15 protein-coding genes are annotated in these 17,552 nt (G+C 57.3%); 8 read left to right on the plus strand and 7 right to left on the minus strand.

The annotated features are described in order from the left end of the window. Positions 1 to 73: 73 nt before the first annotated feature. From CPAR_RS05180 to CPAR_RS05195, 4 genes are all read right to left on the minus strand, one after another. Entirely contained in the window at positions 74 to 466 is a 393-nt protein-coding gene (locus CPAR_RS05180) for a DUF1634 domain-containing protein (protein ID WP_012502258.1), read from the minus strand. Position 467: 1 nt separating this feature from the next. Then, a complete protein-coding gene (locus tag CPAR_RS05185; protein WP_012502259.1) occupies positions 468 to 1,304 on the minus strand; it encodes a sulfite exporter TauE/SafE family protein in 837 nt (278 codons plus the stop codon). A gap of 209 nt (positions 1,305 to 1,513) precedes the next feature. After that, entirely contained in the window at positions 1,514 to 2,368 is an 855-nt protein-coding gene (locus tag CPAR_RS05190; RefSeq protein ID WP_012502260.1) for a GNAT family N-acetyltransferase, read from the minus strand. Positions 2,369 to 2,393: 25 nt separating this feature from the next. Then, positions 2,394 to 3,284: a mechanosensitive ion channel family protein gene (locus tag CPAR_RS05195; RefSeq protein WP_232203947.1), complete on the minus strand. Its 891-nt coding sequence runs from the start codon at positions 3,282 to 3,284 to the stop codon at positions 2,394 to 2,396. Positions 3,285 to 3,473: 189 nt separating this feature from the next. On the opposite strand from CPAR_RS05195, the gene CPAR_RS05200 reads away from it, so the two are divergent. After that, a complete protein-coding gene (locus CPAR_RS05200; RefSeq protein ID WP_408610139.1) occupies positions 3,474 to 4,508 on the plus strand; it encodes an NAD(P)-dependent oxidoreductase in 1,035 nt (344 codons plus the stop codon). Between the two features lie 10 nt (positions 4,509 to 4,518). Next, positions 4,519 to 5,199: a DUF2461 domain-containing protein gene (locus CPAR_RS05205; RefSeq protein WP_012502263.1), complete on the plus strand. Its 681-nt coding sequence runs from the start codon at positions 4,519 to 4,521 to the stop codon at positions 5,197 to 5,199. 4 nt (positions 5,200 to 5,203) lie between these two features. On the opposite strand, the gene CPAR_RS05210 is transcribed toward CPAR_RS05205, so the two are convergent. Continuing rightward, the gene (locus tag CPAR_RS05210) at positions 5,204 to 5,509 is read right to left on the minus strand and encodes a hypothetical protein (RefSeq protein WP_012502264.1); all 306 of its coding nucleotides are present in this window, start codon (positions 5,507 to 5,509) and stop codon (positions 5,204 to 5,206) included. Positions 5,510 to 5,670: 161 nt separating this feature from the next. Here CPAR_RS05210 and CPAR_RS05215 point away from each other — a divergent pair, with 161 nt between their 5' ends. Beyond that, on the plus strand, positions 5,671 to 6,171 hold the full coding sequence (locus CPAR_RS05215; protein WP_012502265.1) for a YXWGXW repeat-containing protein: 501 nt from the start codon (positions 5,671 to 5,673) through the stop codon (positions 6,169 to 6,171). 77 nt (positions 6,172 to 6,248) lie between these two features. Here the strand turns inward: CPAR_RS05215 and CPAR_RS05220 are convergent, their stop codons facing one another. Both CPAR_RS05220 and CPAR_RS05225 read right to left on the minus strand, forming a co-directional pair. Then, on the minus strand, positions 6,249 to 6,854 hold the full coding sequence (locus CPAR_RS05220; RefSeq protein ID WP_012502266.1) for a UPF0149 family protein: 606 nt from the start codon (positions 6,852 to 6,854) through the stop codon (positions 6,249 to 6,251). A gap of 73 nt (positions 6,855 to 6,927) precedes the next feature. Then, positions 6,928 to 7,107 (minus strand): helix-turn-helix domain-containing protein, encoded by a 180-nt coding sequence (locus CPAR_RS05225; RefSeq protein ID WP_012502267.1) that lies wholly within the window; start codon positions 7,105 to 7,107, stop codon positions 6,928 to 6,930. A 262-nt stretch (positions 7,108 to 7,369) separates the two neighbouring features. Between CPAR_RS05225 and recC the strand changes: the two genes are divergently transcribed. The 5 genes from recC (at position 7,370) to CPAR_RS05245 (ending at position 17,472) form a co-directional block, all read left to right on the plus strand. Beyond that, on the plus strand, positions 7,370 to 10,567 hold the full coding sequence (gene recC, locus CPAR_RS05230; protein ID WP_012502268.1) for an exodeoxyribonuclease V subunit gamma: 3,198 nt from the start codon (positions 7,370 to 7,372) through the stop codon (positions 10,565 to 10,567). Next, a complete protein-coding gene (gene recB, locus CPAR_RS05235; RefSeq protein ID WP_012502269.1) occupies positions 10,564 to 14,163 on the plus strand; it encodes an exodeoxyribonuclease V subunit beta in 3,600 nt (1,199 codons plus the stop codon). The genes recC and recB overlap by 4 nt, the downstream gene beginning before the upstream one ends. Continuing rightward, positions 14,160 to 15,905: an exodeoxyribonuclease V subunit alpha gene (gene recD / locus CPAR_RS05240; RefSeq protein ID WP_012502270.1), complete on the plus strand. Its 1,746-nt coding sequence runs from the start codon at positions 14,160 to 14,162 to the stop codon at positions 15,903 to 15,905. Before recB ends, recD begins: the two co-directional genes overlap by 4 nt. Before the next feature lie 62 nt (positions 15,906 to 15,967). Then, entirely contained in the window at positions 15,968 to 16,333 is a 366-nt protein-coding gene (locus tag CPAR_RS10780; RefSeq protein WP_012502271.1) for a DUF2442 domain-containing protein, read from the plus strand. Positions 16,334 to 16,338: 5 nt separating this feature from the next. Then, complete coding sequence (locus CPAR_RS05245) at positions 16,339 to 17,472, plus strand: HNH endonuclease signature motif containing protein (RefSeq protein WP_012502272.1); 1,134 nt, start codon at positions 16,339 to 16,341, stop codon at positions 17,470 to 17,472. The last annotated feature ends 80 nt before the right edge of the window (positions 17,473 to 17,552 follow it).

Genomic DNA, 17,552 nt, shown 5'->3' on the forward strand with positions numbered 1-17,552 from the left:
ACTCAGTCGTTTAATTTTTAAAGTTAATTATTGTTAACATTATTCCCAATATAAAGCTCTCTTTTATTGCTGATCAGACAACTCCGCTGGCAAGGCTGATAAGAAGAAAGATGAGCACGATGGATGAAATCGCGACATAGAGCTGGTCACGCTCCTTGTAAAAAGCAAAAATGGACAGGACAACGCGCGCGATGGGGGTCAGAATAAGCATAACCAGACCAAGCTGAATGATGGCTTTGAGTTCAAAGCGCATCACACCCGACACAATTCCCTTAAAGCTGCGCAATGGTGATTGCGCACCATGAAAGATGTGGTAGTTCAGGTGTTCACCGCCATGGGTGAGCAGAAACAGCATGCCTCCGGTAAAAACGGTTGCGGCGGCAAGCATCACGCCCCATTTCAGCAGTGTGCCGATGATGATTTCAATGCGCTGATCATTCCATTCCGGTTTCGTGTGGTGGCTCATCTCATATCCTCCCGACAATGCCGTTGTAAATCATTTCGATACCGAGCACAAAAATCACCGCACCGAACACCAGGCGCAGCCACTTGGTTTTGGCAACCATCAGCAGGCGTGCGCCAATGAACGAGCCGGCCAGAATGCCAAGCATGACGGGCATGGAGAGCCCCGGATCGATGTAGCCACGGCTCAGATAGACGCCTGCGCTGGCCGCAGCGGTGACCCCGATCATGAAATTGCTGGTCGTGGTTGAAACCTTGAAAGGCAGCCGCATGGCGTGATCCATCGCCAGCACCTTCACGGCTCCCGAGCCGATGCCGAGCAGACCCGACAGCACACCGGCCAGCCCCATCAGGCTGAAGCCCGCACCGACGTTGTGTACGCTGTAGTGTTTGATGCCGTCTTCGGTCGGGTAGGTGCTGTTAAGCTTGAGGCGGGTAGCCAGCGCATCGGACTCTGTTTGATCTGAGTGATCCTCTTTGGGGCGGCTCGAAAGCCATGCGGAGTAGAGCAGCACCACGCCGAAGACGATGGCAATGATGTTGGTCGAAAGAATGCCGGCGAGAAAAGCTCCGAAAAGCGCACCGATGGTGGTGGCGATTTCGAGGAACATGCCGATGCGAATGTTCGAGTAACCCTCGGTGACGTATGCCGCCGCAGCTCCGGAGGAGGTTGCGATCACCGCGATGAGTGAAGCCCCCACGGCGTAACGCAGGTCGATTCCGAGTCCAAGGGTGAGTAGCGGCACGATAACAACACCACCGCCAAGTCCGGTCAGTGAGCCGAGCAGGCCCGCCACAAGCGATCCTGCACCGACGATCATTGACAATTCAAAGTAATTCATACTGCTGAAGCTGAGAGGTCATGAACAGCAAGGGCTTGCCCGATGGTTATCTTCTGCCGGAGTGACGGCAAACAATGTTTCCGGATGCCCCGCATGCTGAATGGTTATGCAGTAATATAGTTTTGCCTCGGTATCAGACAAGCCTCTTCGGGAAAAAATATCCAACACGGTCGAATGGTGAACAGCCTTTGCCGCTTGAAATGCTTCCCTTATCCCAGCTCGAAGGTCGTGACGCCATAAATCCGCTCGACCGGCAAATCGGGAGCTTCGCCCTTGTACATCCGCGCGGTCTCGAACACCACCTTCATGCCATGGCGCTGCGTGAGTTGGAGCGCTTCGGGGTTCACTTCCGGAATGTCGAGAAAGATCGGGCTTCCGGCAGGAACCGAACCGATTAACGTCTTGAACAGCGCTTCGGCCACGTCGGGATTGTCGGCAAAAAGGGGGCCGATCTTGAAGCCGGAGCGGCATGGTCGGATGAGGCCGTAACCGGCAAGCGCCCCGTCGTGCAGAGCGCCGAACGCCTTGCTGCCTGTGCGGCTTGTCCAGCACTGAAGAAACGCGCTCCGGTCAGCCGGAAAAAACGGGCGGTCGTAGGCATGGAGCGTTGCAAAAGGAATTTCCGTGAGCGGCACGATGCCGGGGTACGATTCAGCGTTTTCCGCAGCCGCGCCCATGAAGCGAATATTCCGGTACGCCAGCGCAAATCCAGATTTCCGATAGTTCTTCTGTTGTGCCACGACGCCGTCGAGCCCGACAGTACGCTCGGCCAGCCGCTCCAGCCCGGCATTCCATATCCGGAGCCCCAGCCCTTTGCCCCGCCATTCCGGCTTGACGATGTAAAAGCCAAGGAATGCGAAGGAGTTGCCATAACGCACCACGGAAATGGTCGCCACCGGCTCGTTACCGACGAGGCCAACCAGAAAGCCTTCCGGATCAGTGTGGTAAAAACATTCGGCATCTTCGAGGCCGGGGTTCCACCCCTCGGCGGCAGCCCAATCGACAGCGAGATCGATCTCCCGGCGGCTCATGGTTCTGATGGTGTAATCGGCAATTGGTTTCATTATTGATCTTCTGTTACTTTTCCGGTCAGCCGCCGGACTGGTTGTTCACCTCGACCCGGTGCGGCGCAAGCTGAATGGTTTCGTATGGCATCTTCACACCCGCTTCGTTCAGCGCGTTGAACACCTTTTCCCGCAGCTCCAGCCGCTTCTGGATGTGTTCTCTTTCGTTGTTGAGCCACACCTGAAGTTCAAGCACGACGTTGTAGTCGTTCAGTTGCGTCACGACAACGACCGGTGCAGGATCGCGCATGCAATCGGGATCGTCCTTAACCAGCGAAAGCAGGATCGAACGAGCCCGTTCAATATTTTCGGTGACGGCGATGGTGACGGCAATATCGAGACGAAGATGCGGAAAATTGGTATAGGAGGTCACGGTTTTGTTCATGATCACGGCGTTCGGAACGGCAAGCATCTTGCCGTCAACCGTGACGATGCGGGTGGTGCGAAGGGTGATTTTGTCAACGCGGCCGTAGTTGTTGTCGATCTCGATGAGGTCGTTGATCGTGAACGGCCGGTCGATAAAAATCAGAATCCCGGAAATGATGTTGGAAAGCGTGTCGCGCAGGGCAAAGCCGAGGGTCAGGCCGAGCACGCCAAGCGAGCCAAGCAGGGTGGAGGTTTTGATTCCTGCCACACCCAGGGCCGTCAGCGCTCCGATGCCGAAGATGCCGAATTTGATGACTGTTTCAGCAAACGCCGCACTGGTGCGGTCAAGACGTTGAGCGAGCCGGGAAGACAAAATCCCCCGAACGATCCGCCACAGCAGGTAGAAAACAGCAAGAACGAGAAACACGCTGACCAGCTCAATCAGAAATTCGCCGAGCAAACTGCCCAGATGTTCAAGATCAAACGAGCTTTTGAGTCGCAATAAAAGGCTTTCAATGAAGGGATTGAGCATCTCGGACTCCTTTTTCAAAACACCATCTCTGCTTATTGCTTCACGTTGAATGTAACACCGAAGTCATAAAGAAAAATCCGGCAAACCGGTTTGCCATCATGTGAAACGGCCATTCGGCGAATCTTGTCCAAGAGTTTCAAAATCATCATTTTAGCTGTATAATCGTTCTGTACATGGGATTTCGGCAATGTTCAAAATTATCGACCATTGATGACCTCATCTGTTCCGGCTGAAAAGAGTGGAAAGCAGCAAAAGAAACGTGTATTTGTCGTTGGTGCCACCGGCTATATCGGCAAGTTTGTCGTCCGGGAACTGGTGACAAGAGGCTACGAGGTGGTGAGTTTCGCTCGCCAGCGCTCCGGCGTGAACGCTTCGACCACCGCTGAGCAGACCCGCCAGGAGCTGAAGGGTTCGGAGGTGCGGTTCGGTGACGTATCCGATATGGATTCGCTCATGCGCGACGGCGTCAGGGGAGAGCATTTCGATGCGGTGGTTTCGTGCCTGACCTCGCGCAACGGCGGCATCAAGGATTCATGGAACATCGATTATCAGGCGACCCGCAACGCACTCGATGCCGGTATGTCGGCGGGCATCAGCCAGTTCGTGTTGCTTTCGGCCATCTGCGTGCAGAAGCCCATGCTGGAGTTCCAGCGCGCCAAGCTGAAGTTCGAAAAGGAGTTACGCGAGTCCGGCGTCACGTACTCCATCGTTCGGCCCACCGCTTTTTTCAAGTCGATTGCCGGACAGATCGAAAAGGTCAAAAACGGCAAGCCCTACGTCATGTTCGGCGATGGCAAGCTCACAGCGTGCAAGCCGATCAGCGAGGCTGACTTGGCCCGCTTTATTGCCGATTGTCTTGAAGATCCGGAGAAGCAGAACAAGATCATGCCCATCGGCGGGCCGGGTGAGGCCGTGACGAACCTCGATCAGGCGCTGATGCTGTTCGAGCTGCTCGGCCGCGAGCCGAAGCTCAAAAAGGTGCCGATCCAGATGTTCGACGTGATCATTCCGGTGCTGACGCTCTTGTCAAAGGTTTTTCCGTCGTTTGCCGAAAAAGCCGAGTTCGCCCGGATCGGCAAGTACTATTGCTCGGAATCGATGTTGGTGTGGGATCCGGTCAAGCAACAGTATGACGCCGATGCCACCCCCTCATATGGCACCGATACGTTACGTGATTTCTACAAGCGCGCGCTCAAAGAGGGACTTGCCGGGCAGGAGCTCGGAGCGCACTCCATGTTCTGAGGAGCTGCTCATGATTACCCGATCCACCCTTGATTTCCTTGCCGATCTGAAGGCCAACAACAATCGCGAATGGTTCGAGGCCAATCGCCCGCGTTACCAGCAGGCTTCTGCTGATTTTTTCGATACGATTGCGCAATTCATTCAAATCCTCGCCACCTTCGACGAAGGTATCGCCGAGGTGATGCCTGATCCGAAGTCGTGCATCATGCGCATCTACCGTGATGTGCGTTTCTCGAAGGACAAGACGCCCTACAAAACCGGCCTTTTCGCCTACGTAAGCAAGGGCGGGCGGAAGGGGCCGCTGGCGGGCTACTACCTGCATCTCGAACCGGGCAACTCGTTTGGCGGTGGGGGTCTTTACATGCCCGAAGCGTCGGTACTTGCCCAAACCCGTGAGGCAATCGCTGCCCGGTTCGACGAATGGCGCACCATCGTTCAAGCCACCGAACTGCTTGACAACTTTCCAGAAGGCGTCCAGCCGTCCGGTGCCCTCAAACGTGCACCAAAAGGGTACGAGGAGTCCAATCCTGCCATCGAGTATCTTCGTTACAAAGGCTACTTCACGCAACGCTTTTTCAGCGACGCCGAAGTGTTGAAGAGCGATTTTACCAAGCAACTCGGCATGTGCTGTCGTTCGGTTATGCCGATGGTCTCATTCCTCAACAGCGCGATCGAGTCGGAAACTCCCTGACTGTTCACGCCTTTGGCAGCACCGAATCGCCGATAATCGGATCGAAATTGACTACGAAGCCTGGCTCAAACGTACCGAAACGGTCGCGGCCTTCAGGCATCCGGTGCACGCCTTTCGGAAACTCGCGGTTTTTCAGCAGATAATCGAGCAGGTAGTTCGTCAACCGGAAGTATCCGCTCGGTTTGTCGGAAGTTGCCGCCGGCGAAGGGTTCGGAGGCTTACCATCGGCCCACCGCTTCACGATCTCTTCGACGGCGGGAAGGAACAAGGCTTCGAGTTGGTTGCTCTCCTCGTTTTTCGATGTATTCATGCAGATGATCTTCGAGAATTTTAATGCGCATCTTTTTTGGTGCGCAGGAATCACGCGTTGACTGTCGTCAGAGACTATAGAAGCGGGTGACATCGGACTGCCGGAAACGGCTTCATGAAATTGGTCGCCTGTCTTGACACTGAAATAAACAGGAGACACTTATGAAAAGCAAACTGTTGATGCTGGCGGGTGTCGCCGGCATACTGATGGCCAGCCCTTCTTCCAATGCCCTCGCGGATGTCAACATCAGGATTGGCACCGGCGGTTACCATCGGCCAGCCTTTGTGATCGACCGCCCACCAACATTTGTGCGTCTGGCAACCCCGGGATTCTCGATTGCCATCGGAAATAGCCCTTACGATATCATTCTCTCGGGTAATTTCTATTACCTGTACAATAACGGGCACTGGTATCGTTCGCATCGCTACAACGGCCCATGGAAAGAGATTCATCATCGGAAACTTCCTTACAAAATCAGGCGCTACCGTATCGACCAGATTCGCAAATTCAGGGCTGTGGAGAACAATCGCTGGCATAATCGTTACGACCGTCGTGACCGTCGCTTTGAAAGGCGGGATGATCGCCGTGACGACCGGCGTGACGACAGAAGAGACGACCGTCGTTACGATAGACGTGATGACTGGCCGATGCAGCGACGATAAGAGCGTTGAACGCACACAAAAAAAGCCGGACGTTTTAGAAAGTCCGGCTTTTTTTGTGCTGGTTCGCTATGAGTCATTTACTCTTCGTCCTCATCTTCCTGCTGCCAGAAAGCGTGGATGTTTATGATCGATTCTTCGAGCATGGCGGTTATTTCATCCCGCTCCTCCTGCGACATGGCTTCGTAATCATCGCTGACCTTGCCCAGAATAAAAAGCGGTCCGGCAAGCATGGCTGAGCTCTCCTCGTCGAACAGCGGTTGCCACGCTTCGTGCGACAACTCCATGCCGAGAATGAAGCCGAGTGCCCACTCTTCGATGGCGATTTCACGCTCTTCCGGTTCACCGTAGCCGAACATTTCATACAGCGGCAGGAACTCTTCCGGATTGGTTTCGAATTGTGCCGCAATGGCGCTGGCATGCCTGAACAGCAAGCCGGTGATCGACTCTTCCACTTCGGTCGACTCGAAAAGTTGCTCCTGCTTGTTGTCAGGATCGATCATGTACTGAATCCAGCGCGGCTGCGGCACCATTTCCGGGCCGATAACCAGAGCCGTCATGTAACCGTCGATCATTTCGAGCGACGACATGCACTCCTCCGACGTTTTGTCAGAGACGAGAAAGCCTTCAAGCTCGTTCAGCTCTTCCTGTGACAGAGGGAGCAGGGAGGAATCGGATTGGATCATGATGTTCGATGATGGTGGTTGTTGGTATTTTGACCTCTGTCGCAACAGAGAAGAGGTATCCGCTCGGCTGCTTTTACGCTTTTGGCTCCCAGTAGCAACGCTTGGGGGAAACGATTGCCTCTTCTTCCTTGAGCTGCTTCATTGCTTTGTCAACCTCTTTGCGGTCGAGGCCACTTTTTTCGGCGATCTGACCGGCGCTCATCGGTTCGCCCTCTTTTTTCAGCACTTCGAGAACGGTGGTTTTCGCGTCCATGAGATGATTTCGTATAAAATTGTGGGAAATAAAATTATGCCTTCAATGTAATGAATTCGGCCCATTGATAATTGAGAATTGATGATGAATAATGATGGCCGATTTTGCAACAAATCACTCTGTTAGATGCTTCGTCCATGTTGTCTGTTCTTGATAATACACGGGCAATTCAGTACTTATAGTTTTAAGGACTGCCGCAAACCAAGCGATATCTACATGCCCCGTTCATCACACGTTGCCCTAACCTCCGGAGCTGCCCGCCGTGCTTGAGATCTACACAGGCAACCGGCTAGAAACGCTCGTTTCAGCGTTCGGCGACATGGTCGCGGCCTCGCCGCTCGCTTCGCCGTTCGAGCGCGAGTGGATCGTCGTGCAGAGCCGGGGAATGCAGCGGTGGCTCTCGATGCGGCTCGCCGCGCAGTTCGGCGTCTGGGCCGGGGCGGAGTACCCGTTTCCGAACGCGCTTGTGCAGCGGCTTTTCGAGTGGCTGGAGCTATCCAAGCAGGCTGACACCGAGCGATTCTCGAAGGAGTCGATCTGCTGGAGTCTGATGCGCCTCTTGCCGGGCTTGCTCGAACGCGACTCGTTCGTTCCACTTCGCGCCTATCTCGATGGCGACCGCGACGGCCTGAAGCTCTTTCAGCTCTGCGGCAGGATTGGCGACACCTTCGACCAGTACACGCTGTTCCGTCCCGGCCTGCTCTCAGCATGGGAGACAGGTAACGACGACGCAGCTCGCGACTGGCAACCAGAGCTATGGCGCACGCTCATCGCGGAAAGCGCTGGCAAGCATCGCGGCCAGCTCAAGGCGGCGTTCATCCGGAAGCTGAAAAATGCCGAGCTGCCCGACGACTTTCCGAAACGCATTTCGCTCTTCGGCGTTTCCTACATGCCGCCGTTTCACGTCGAGATGCTCCAGGCGCTCGCCGCGCGGATTCCGGTCAACCTGTTTCTCCTGAGTCCGACCCGAGAGTTCTGGACGGACATCGTTTCGCGGCGGCGGCTGTTCCGCATGAGCGAGAGCGAGCGGGCGCTGAGCATGGAGGGCAATCCGCTGCTCGCCTCGCTCGGCAAGAGCGGACGCGAGTTCGCCGAACTGCTGCTTGAGGTCGGCAATGTAAAAGGTGAGCACGAAATCTACGACGACCCCAGCACGGAGACGCTGCTCCGCGCCGTGCAGTCGGACATGCTCAATCTGCGCGGCGACGCCACTGAGGCGAAGCATCCAGCGCCCGACGCCAGCGACCGCTCGGTGCAGGTGCACTCCTGCCACAATCCGCTGCGCGAGGTCGAGGTGCTGCACGACAATCTGCTCGATCTGCTCAACCGCGTGCCCAGCCTCGAACCGCGCGACATCGTGGTAATGACGCCCGACATCGAAACCTACGCGCCCTACATCGCCACGGTGTTTGGCGCTGCTGGAAATGGGGAGCCGCGCCTGCCGCACTCCATCGCCGACCGCCGGATGCTCGACGAGGGCGGCGTCGCTCCGGCGATGCTCAAATTGCTCGAACTCTACGGCAGCCGCCACACCGCGCCCGCGCTCTTCGACCTCGTCTCGTCGCCGCCGGTCAGCCGCCGGTTCCGGCTCGGCGAGGAGGAGCTCGACACGGTGCGGCGCTGGATCGAAGAGACGCGCATCCGATGGGGAATGGACGAGCGTTCGCGCAGCAGTCTCGGCCTGCCGCCGTTCCGCGAGAACTCGTGGCGAGCGGGGCTGGAGCGGATGCTGCTCGGCTACGCGATGCCTGACGAGGGGCGGCTTTTCGATGGCGTGCTGCCGTTCGAAGTCGCAGGCGACGCCGAAACGCTCGGCAAGCTGGCCGATTTCATCGACGCCGTCGATCAGCTCTCGAAGCGCTTCAGCCGCCCGCGCCCACTCGGCGAGTGGCGGGAGCACTTCCTCTGGATCCTCGAAAGCTTCATCGAAGCCGACGCCGATTCGGAGCGCGAGCTGGCGCATGTCAAGAAGGAGATCGACAGTCTCACCGCGCTGGCCGAACACTCCAATTTTGCAGGTGAGGTCTCGGCGCAGGTGATGATCGCCTGGCTGCGCGGTCGGCTCGAACAGTTCGAGATGGGCCTCGGCTTCATGACCGGTGGCATCACCTTCTGCGCGATGCTGCCGATGCGCAGCATTCCGTTCCGCGTGGTGGCGATGATCGGCATGAACGACGGCGCATTTCCGCGCCAGCAGCGTCCGCCCGGCTTCGACCTGCTCGCCCGCAAGCCGCGCAAGGGCGACCGCTCGGTGCGCGGCGACGACCGCTATCTCTTCCTCGAATCGATCCTCTCCGCCCGCGACGTGCTCTACCTGAGCTACGTCGGCCAGAGCGTCCGCGACAACAGCCCACTACCACCGTCTGTACTGGTGAGCGAGTTGCTCGACGCCGTCGAGCGCGGTTTCGAGTTTCCTGACGGCGAGGATGCCTCGTCGAGGCTGGTCGTGCAGCATCGCCTCCAGGGCTTCAGCCCGGCCTACTTCACGAAAGGATCGCCGCTTTTCAGCTACTCGGTGGAAAACTTCCGTGCGCTCGCGGGACGCAATTCGCTTGACACCAGACCGTTTATCGAGGAGCCGCTCGACGGTCTAACCGATGAAGAGCGGACGGTGACGCTTGACGATCTCGCCCGCTTTTTCGCCAACCCGGCGGCGTTTTTTCTGGAGCGAAGACTTGGCTTGAAACCCTCGTCAGCAGCGGAACCACTCGGTGAGCGCGAGCCGTTTGAAGCGGTGGGACTCGAACGCTACGCAATGCGTCAGGAACTGCTCGAAGCGCTGCTCGAAGGCCGCGATGGGCGAGCGATGCTACCGCTCTTCCGTTCGCGTGGATTGCTTCCTCCGGCGACGCACGGCGAGCTGCTGTTCCGCAAGTTGCTCGCCGAGGTCGAGGAGTTCGCGGAGAAGGTGCAGGAACTGAAAGGCGGCGGCACGTTCAGCCAGCTCGACATCGATCTTGACATCGGCGGATTCCGCCTGACTGGAACACTCGACCACCTTTTGCCGACTGGCCAGCTCCTCTACCGCTGCGCAAGAATGCGCGCGCAGGATCGCCTCCGCTCGTGGCTTCTGCACCTCGCGCGACTCGCTGCCGGGCACGGTGAGTCGCACGAAACGCGCATCGTCACGCTCGACCGCTCGATCTGCTATCGCCCCGTTACCGGAGCAGCCGAACGACTCGAAGCGTTGCTCGATTTTTATCGCGAAGGCCTTGCCGAGCCGCTGCCATTCTTTCCCTGCACCTCGCTTGCCTGGGCTGAAAAGGCTGACAAACCCGAAGCCGATCGGCGCAAAGCCGCCCTCGGCGAATGGCTCGACGGCTTCGGCGGAATCGAGGGTGAGGGGAGCGACCCGGCCATCCGCCGCTGCTTCGGCCAAGAACCGCCCTTCGGCGACCACTTCGAGACCATCGCCGCCGATCTGCTGCAACCAATGATCGAGCACGGAGGCAAGGTATGACGATCCGCATTCTCGATCACGCCGCCGTTTCGCTCTCGGGCATGAACCTCATCGAGGCAAGCGCGGGCACGGGCAAGACCTACGCCATCGCCTCGCTCTACCTGCGGTTGCTCGTCGAAAAGGAGTTGCGGCCCGAACAGATTCTCGTCGTCACCTTCACCGAAGCCGCCACGCAGGAGCTTCGCGCGCGCATCCGTCGCCGCATTCGCGAGGCGCTTGACGTGATGCGCGGTGAGCCGACGGAGGATGACTTTCTCGCCAATCTTCGCGACCGCGCTGACGTAACCGGTTCGACCGACCACGTCGCAGTACTGCTCGAAGCGGCGCTCGCCGAGTTCGACATGGCCTCGATCTTCACGATTCACGGCTTCTGTTTGCGGGCGTTGCAGGATCACGCTTTCGAGAGCGGCGCACTCTACGACACCGAGCTGATGGACGACCAGTCCGCGCTTGCCGGGCAGGTAATCGACGACTTCTGGCGGGAGCGATTTTTCGGAAGCGCCAACCGTCTGCTCTCCTGCGCGCTGCTGAAAAAGTGGACGCCCGACAAACTCATGGCTTTCCTGCAATCGTTGCAGCTCTCGGAGCGCGACGTGGTGCTGCCGGTTTACGGCGAAACGGAGATCGCGCGGATCGAGGACGAGGCTCAAGCAGCCTATGACGAAATACGCCGCATCTGGCGTGACGAGCGCGAAGCAATTTCGACGATTCTGCGCAGCGACAAAAGCCTCAGTCGCTCCGAGAAATATTATCGCGATGATAAAGTCGAGCCGTTGCTGTCGTCGCTTGACGAGTTCATCGAAGAGCGAAACCCCTTCGCGCTCTTCGACGGCTTCGAGAAGCTGACCGCTTCCGGCATCGCGGCAGGCACAAAGTCTTCCAAGGCTTCGCCTGAACATCCCTTTTTCGAGGCATGCGAGCGGTTGCAATCGGAGGCGGATGAGCGGTTGCTGGCTCTGAAGTCTGAGCTTGTGACTTTCTACCGAAAGCGCCTGCCGGAGCGCAAGAAGGAGGGCAACATCCGCTTTTTCGACGATCTGCTCACCGATCTCTACCACGCGCTGGCCGATGGCCCGGAAGCCGCCACGCTGGCCGAGGCGCTACGGACTCGCTACAAGGCAGCGCTGATCGACGAGTTTCAGGACACCGATCCGGTTCAGTACGACATCTTCCGGCGCATCTACGCTACCTCGGACGCGCCGCTCTTCCTCATCGGCGATCCCAAGCAGGCGATCTACAGCTTCCGGGGAGCGGACATTTTTGCCTATTTCCATGCTGCCAGCGATGTTGGCGAGGAGCGGCGCTTCACGCTCAACACCAACTGGCGCTCGACGCCGAAGCTGCTCGACGGCTTCAACCGCCTCTTCGATCACGCTCGCCAGCCCTTCGTCTTCGACGGCATTCCGTCACCGCCGCTCGTGGCGGGCCGCGTCATCCCCGAATCGGAGTTGACCTGCAAGCCGCCGCTCGAACTCTGCCTGCTCGATGGCGGCGATGGGGACGGCAGCCTCAAAAGCGGCGACGCCACGCAGTTCGCAGCGGATGCGTGCGCCTCGATGGTTGCCGAAACGATCCGCGACGGTGCAGACGCGAGCGGCATTGCGGTGATCGTGCGCACCCACCGGCAGGCCCGGCTGATGCAGGCGACGCTGCGCAAGGCGGGCATTGTGTCGGTCATGCGCAGCGACGAGAGCGTCTTCACCTCCGTCGAGGCCGAGGAGGTGCGCATTCTCGTGACGGCGCTCGCCGAGCCGGGGCGCGAAACACTTGTGCGGGCCGCGCTCGTCACGCCGCTTTTCGGGCTGAACGGCAGCGACATCGCCCGTTTCAACGACGACGAAAACGCCCTGGCCGCTCGGTTGCAAGAGTTCCGCGACTACCACCGACTCTGGCGGGAGCGCGGCTTCATGGTGATGGCCCGCGAGCTGATGCGCCGCGAAGGGGTGCGCGAGCGGCTGCTGGCCACGGCGGAGGCGTCGGGCGAACGGGCGCTGACCAACGTGCTGCACTGCTTCGAGCTGCTACACCGCGAAGCGCACGCGCGAGGCCTCGGCATGGAGAGCCTCGTGGCGTGGTTCAGCGAGCGCGTGGCGACTCGCGAAACCGGCGAGGAGTACCAGATTCGCCTCGAAAGCGACGAACCGGCAGTCAAGATCATCACCGCGCACGTCAGCAAAGGGTTGCAGTACCCGGTCGTCTTCTGCCCGTTCCAGTTCGTCAGAGGAGGCGATAAGGACGACGTAGTTCTCTGCCACGACGACGCAGGGCGGATGGTGCGCGATTTCGGCTCTGCGTCCATCGCGCATCACCGGACGCTTGCCGCGCGGGAGACGCTTGCCGAGAACCTGCGCCTCTTCTACGTCGCCCTGACGCGGGCCGAACAGCGCTGCATCTTCTTCACCGCGCGGATCGTCGATGGCCGCAAAAGCGGCAAGCCGCCGCAACTTACGCCCGCCTCTTATTTACTCTACGCCTCGGACGATGCCAGAAAAAGCTCCGATCCGGTCGCCGACGCGACGGGCGAGCTTTCAGTCATCGGGGTGAATACGATGGCCGGACGATTGCAAGTGCTGGCGGACGAATCGGATGGCGCAATACAGGTCAAACGTCTAACGCTGGGCGACGATTTCCGCGTGAGCGTTCCGCTTTCCGAATCGACGGAGCGGCCTGAACTCGTGCTGCGAGAGTTCAGAAAAATCCTCGAAACCGACTGGCGAATCGCGAGCTTCACCACCCTCAGCCGCCACAAGCACATGGCCTTCGAGCTGCCCGACCGCGACGAAAGCGCTCCGTCGGAACCCGCTGCGCCGCTCGCGTTGCCGGATGCGGAGCGCAGCATCTTCGCCTTTCCGAAAGGAGCCGGGGCGGGCATCCTGATGCACTCGATCTTCGAGACACTCGACTTCGTTTCGGCTTCCGACGCCGACATCGACGAGGCCTGTGCAACGGCGCTCGACCGGTACGGCTTTGACGAGGAGTGGCAGCCAGCCCTCACCGGCATGGTGCGTCAGGTGCTCGCTACGCCGCTTTCGTCGCCGAACGGTTTGTTCACCCTCGGCAATCTCAAGAAGCAAGCGTGGTTCACCGAGCTGGAGTTCTTCTTCCCGCTCAAGCGCATCACCGCGCCGGAGCTTGCCAAATTGCTCGTCAGGCATGGCATTATCCCGGCGGGTGCCGACCCCGCCGCTACATTGCAGGCGCTCGACTTCGCGCCGGTCAAGGGAATGCTGATGGGCTTCATGGATATGGTGTTCGAGGCGCAGGGGCGGTTCTGGCTGCTCGACTGGAAGTCCAACCACCTCGGCAATTCGGTTGAAGAGTACCGCCGCGAGCAGCTCGACCGGGCGATGCAGGACAATCTCTACCACCTGCAATACCTGCTCTACACGGTGGCGCTTGACCGCTACCTGTCGCTGCGCGTACCGGATTACCGCTACGAGACGCACTTCGGCGGAGCGATCTACGTCTTCCTGCGAGGCGTCAGCGCCGAACGCGGCGAAGAGTTCGGTTTCTATCGAGACCTGCCATCCGTAGAGCTGATCCGCGAGCTGAGCGAATTGCTTGTCGAAACCGGAACAGGGGAGGGTGAAGAATGATCGACTTTATCGAACGACCTATCGATCGGCAGGCGGCGACATTTCTCTGCCGGGGTGTGACGGAAAACGCGGAATTGCTGCGCACGGTGGTTTCGCTGCTCAGTCAGGCGGTGGGGCAGGGGCATGTCTGCCTCGATCTGGAGGAGATTGCCGAAGAGCTCGTGCGGATTTCCGGACAGGATGAGCCGCTGCGCCTGTCCGACGCCGCAAGCCTCATCACCGCTCTGCGCTCGCTGCCGACGCTCGGTGGGCCAGGGGAGCATTGCCCGTTGATTCTCGACGCCGCCGGACGGCTCTATCTCTACCGCTACTACCGCTACGAGTCGCTGCTTGCTGACGCCATTCGCGCCCGCGCTGCGTCGGAAACAGACGAAATCGATGAAGCCGCGCTTGCCGCGCAGCTCGATCGTTACTTTGGTTCCGACGAGTCCGGCAAGGATAACCAGCGGCAGGCCGCGCTGACGGCGCTCCGGCGGCGCTTTTCGGTCATCTCCGGCGGCCCCGGCACCGGCAAAACCACCACAGTCGCGCGCATCCTCGGCCTCCTGCTCGAACAACCCGGCGGAGAGCGCCTGCGCATCGCGATGGCTGCGCCCACCGGCAAAGCCGCCGCCCGGCTCGCCTCGTCCATCGCCTCGCTCCGGAAAACGCTGCCATGCGCTGAAGAGGTCAAACGCGCCGTCCCGAGCCAGGTTACGACGATCCACCGACTGCTCGGCACGCTGCCCGGCTCGACTGGCTTTCGCCACAACGAGCGCAACCCGCTGCCTTGCGATGTGGTGATCGTCGATGAAGCCTCGATGGTCGATCTGCCGCTCATGACCGCGCTCGTCACGGCGCTTCCGCCGCACGCCCGGCTCATTTTCATCGGCGACCGCGACCAGCTCGCCTCGGTCGAAGCCGGAGCGGTGCTTGGCGACATCTGTCGCGCTGCCGAATCGCCCGGTTCCTCCATCGCCGGATGCGTCACCGTGCTCGACCGCAACTACCGTTTCGGCGACGGCTCCGGCATCGCCGCCCTCAGCCGTGCCGTCAACGCTGGCGACGACAGTGAAGCGCTCCGCCTGCTCGACGACTCCAGCAGCAGCATTGTCCTCGAAGCGACGCCGACGCGCGAAACGATCAAAAAGCGCCTCGCCGCCCCGGTGCTCGAAGGGTTCCGCCCCTGCCTCGAAGCCGAAACGCCCGCCGCAGCGCTGCGCCTCTTCGACCGCTTCCGCATCCTCACCGCCCTGCGCGAAGGCCCGTGGGGAGCCGCCGGCATGAACCACGCCGCCGAAACGCTGCTCCACGAAGCCGGACTCATCCGCCGCGACACGCCGTTCTACCGTGGCCGCCCCGTGCTCGTCACCGAAAACGACTACACCCACAAACTTTTCAACGGCGACACCGGCATCATCCTCCCCGACCCCGAAACCGGCAACCTCCGAGCCTTCTTCGCCGCCCCCGACGGCACGATCCGCGCCATTCCGCAAGAGTTCCTGCCTAGGCACGAAACCGCTTTCGCCATGACCGTCCACAAAAGCCAGGGATCGGAGTTTGACAGGGTTTTGATGGTTCTGCCGCCGGAGGATACTGTTTTGCTGACAAGGGAATTGATTTATACCGGGATTACGCGGGCGAAGCAGAAAGTTGCGATTTGGAGCGACGAGGCTGTTTTTTCGGCGGCGGTGAAGCGCCGGACAGAGCGGAGGAGCGGGTTGAGAGAGAAGTTAGCAGTCACCTCACCTGGTTTGAATTGAAAAAGATTCGCGATATAATTGAAAAGCAACAGGAGCCTTCATGAAGGCATGGAATAAATACTTTGGTTGTTGAAATCGAATATCCTTTCGCTCAGGACGTTCGTGTCAGCGAGGATCCGCTAATCGTCGAACTGAGCGACGGCCACACCATTTTTGTTTCTTTAGGCTGGCTTCCGCGCCTTGAAAACAGATGTCTTGAAGAACGAGCAAACTGGCGGCTGATTGGCAAGGGCCACGGAATCCATTGGCCCGATATGGATAGAAGACATCAGCGAGGAAGGGCTTCTGGCCGGGAAGCCGTCCAGCGAAAAGTCAGGCGTCGTTTAAAAAGTGGCTTCAGAGGAGAGTTTCTCGTTAGGCTCAGTCGTCCGATATGGGACGCAAGGCACAATAGCGTTTTACGTAAAAACAATTTAGCTGTTATTTGAAAAAAATGAGCAAAAAAACATTTAATGCTTTGATATCCAGAGGATTTGATAGTCAGTTAGCTAATTCGATCATAAGTAAAGGACTAACATTAACCAAATTAAAACAATCCGACTCAAAAGCTCTTGAGAAGCTCGGGATTGATAGGTTAAAAATAGAGTCTATACTAAAAGAACAGAGACCCCCGATCCCAATAGATACAGTTATCAAGCTATTATATGAATCCAAAAGAGTGTGTTGTATTTGTAGAGATAAGGATAGATCAGTAGTGATTCATCATATAAAAGAATGGCATCTAAGTAAAGATCATAGTGAAGATAATCTTGTTGTTCTATGCTTGGAGCATCACAATGATGCGCACACAAAAAAAGGACAGAGTTTAAGTTTAACTGAAAGACAAATAATTGAAGCCAAAAAGGAATGGATTAAAACGGTTAAGTGTGTCGATGCTTTGACAATATTGGGGCTTTCATCTCACGATGGTGGTAGGTGGGATTATTTTAATCATAATAGAATATTTGAAATGTTTTTGGATAAGAGCCTGAGTAACACAGATTATAAAACGACACACAGAGTTCAAGAATTGGGTTTAATAAATGAAATTGGAACTTTTTCAGTAAAAGATAGTGAAAAGACACAGTTCTATAATTTTGGGGACGGGCATATACTTTATTATTATATGAAAGAATTGTTTAATGATGTCTTAAAAACAATTCCTTTAATTGATATTACTGATAAATTTAATAAAGAGGATATAAGGGCATTGTTAACGCCCGGCAAATTCATTGCATTTCAAGGGGGCTTTTATTTTAAAGACTTATCAAGCAGCAATGAAGGCAAAAACCAAAGACGCTTATGTTATTACAAGAAAGATGGCGTTAAATTAGAGTTCGAATTTGATGCATATGAAGCTACTTCAAACTCGGCCTGGGGGACTCATTTGCAAGGGAAAAAAGTTGTAACCCCTATTTGTTTTGTAAAAAGTGTTGTTGAGGAAAAAGGGGAAATAATTATTGGGTTAAGTTGTTTGGCGATAGGCTCATATTTTCTTGAGCATCAATACAGGCAAAATGACGATAACCTACAGCTTATAAAGGCTAAATTTAGTTCATATTTTGACGAAGATGTCGATGATTTATAGAAATAATAGCTACAATGACTGTAATAAAGCCTTTATTTTCTGCCTTATCATAAAGCGCTATTTTTGGTTATGAATCTGTA

It is taken from the genome of Chlorobaculum parvum NCIB 8327 (assembly GCF_000020505.1).
GTDB classification, from domain to species: Bacteria; Bacteroidota; Chlorobiia; order Chlorobiales; family Chlorobiaceae; genus Chlorobaculum; species Chlorobaculum parvum_A.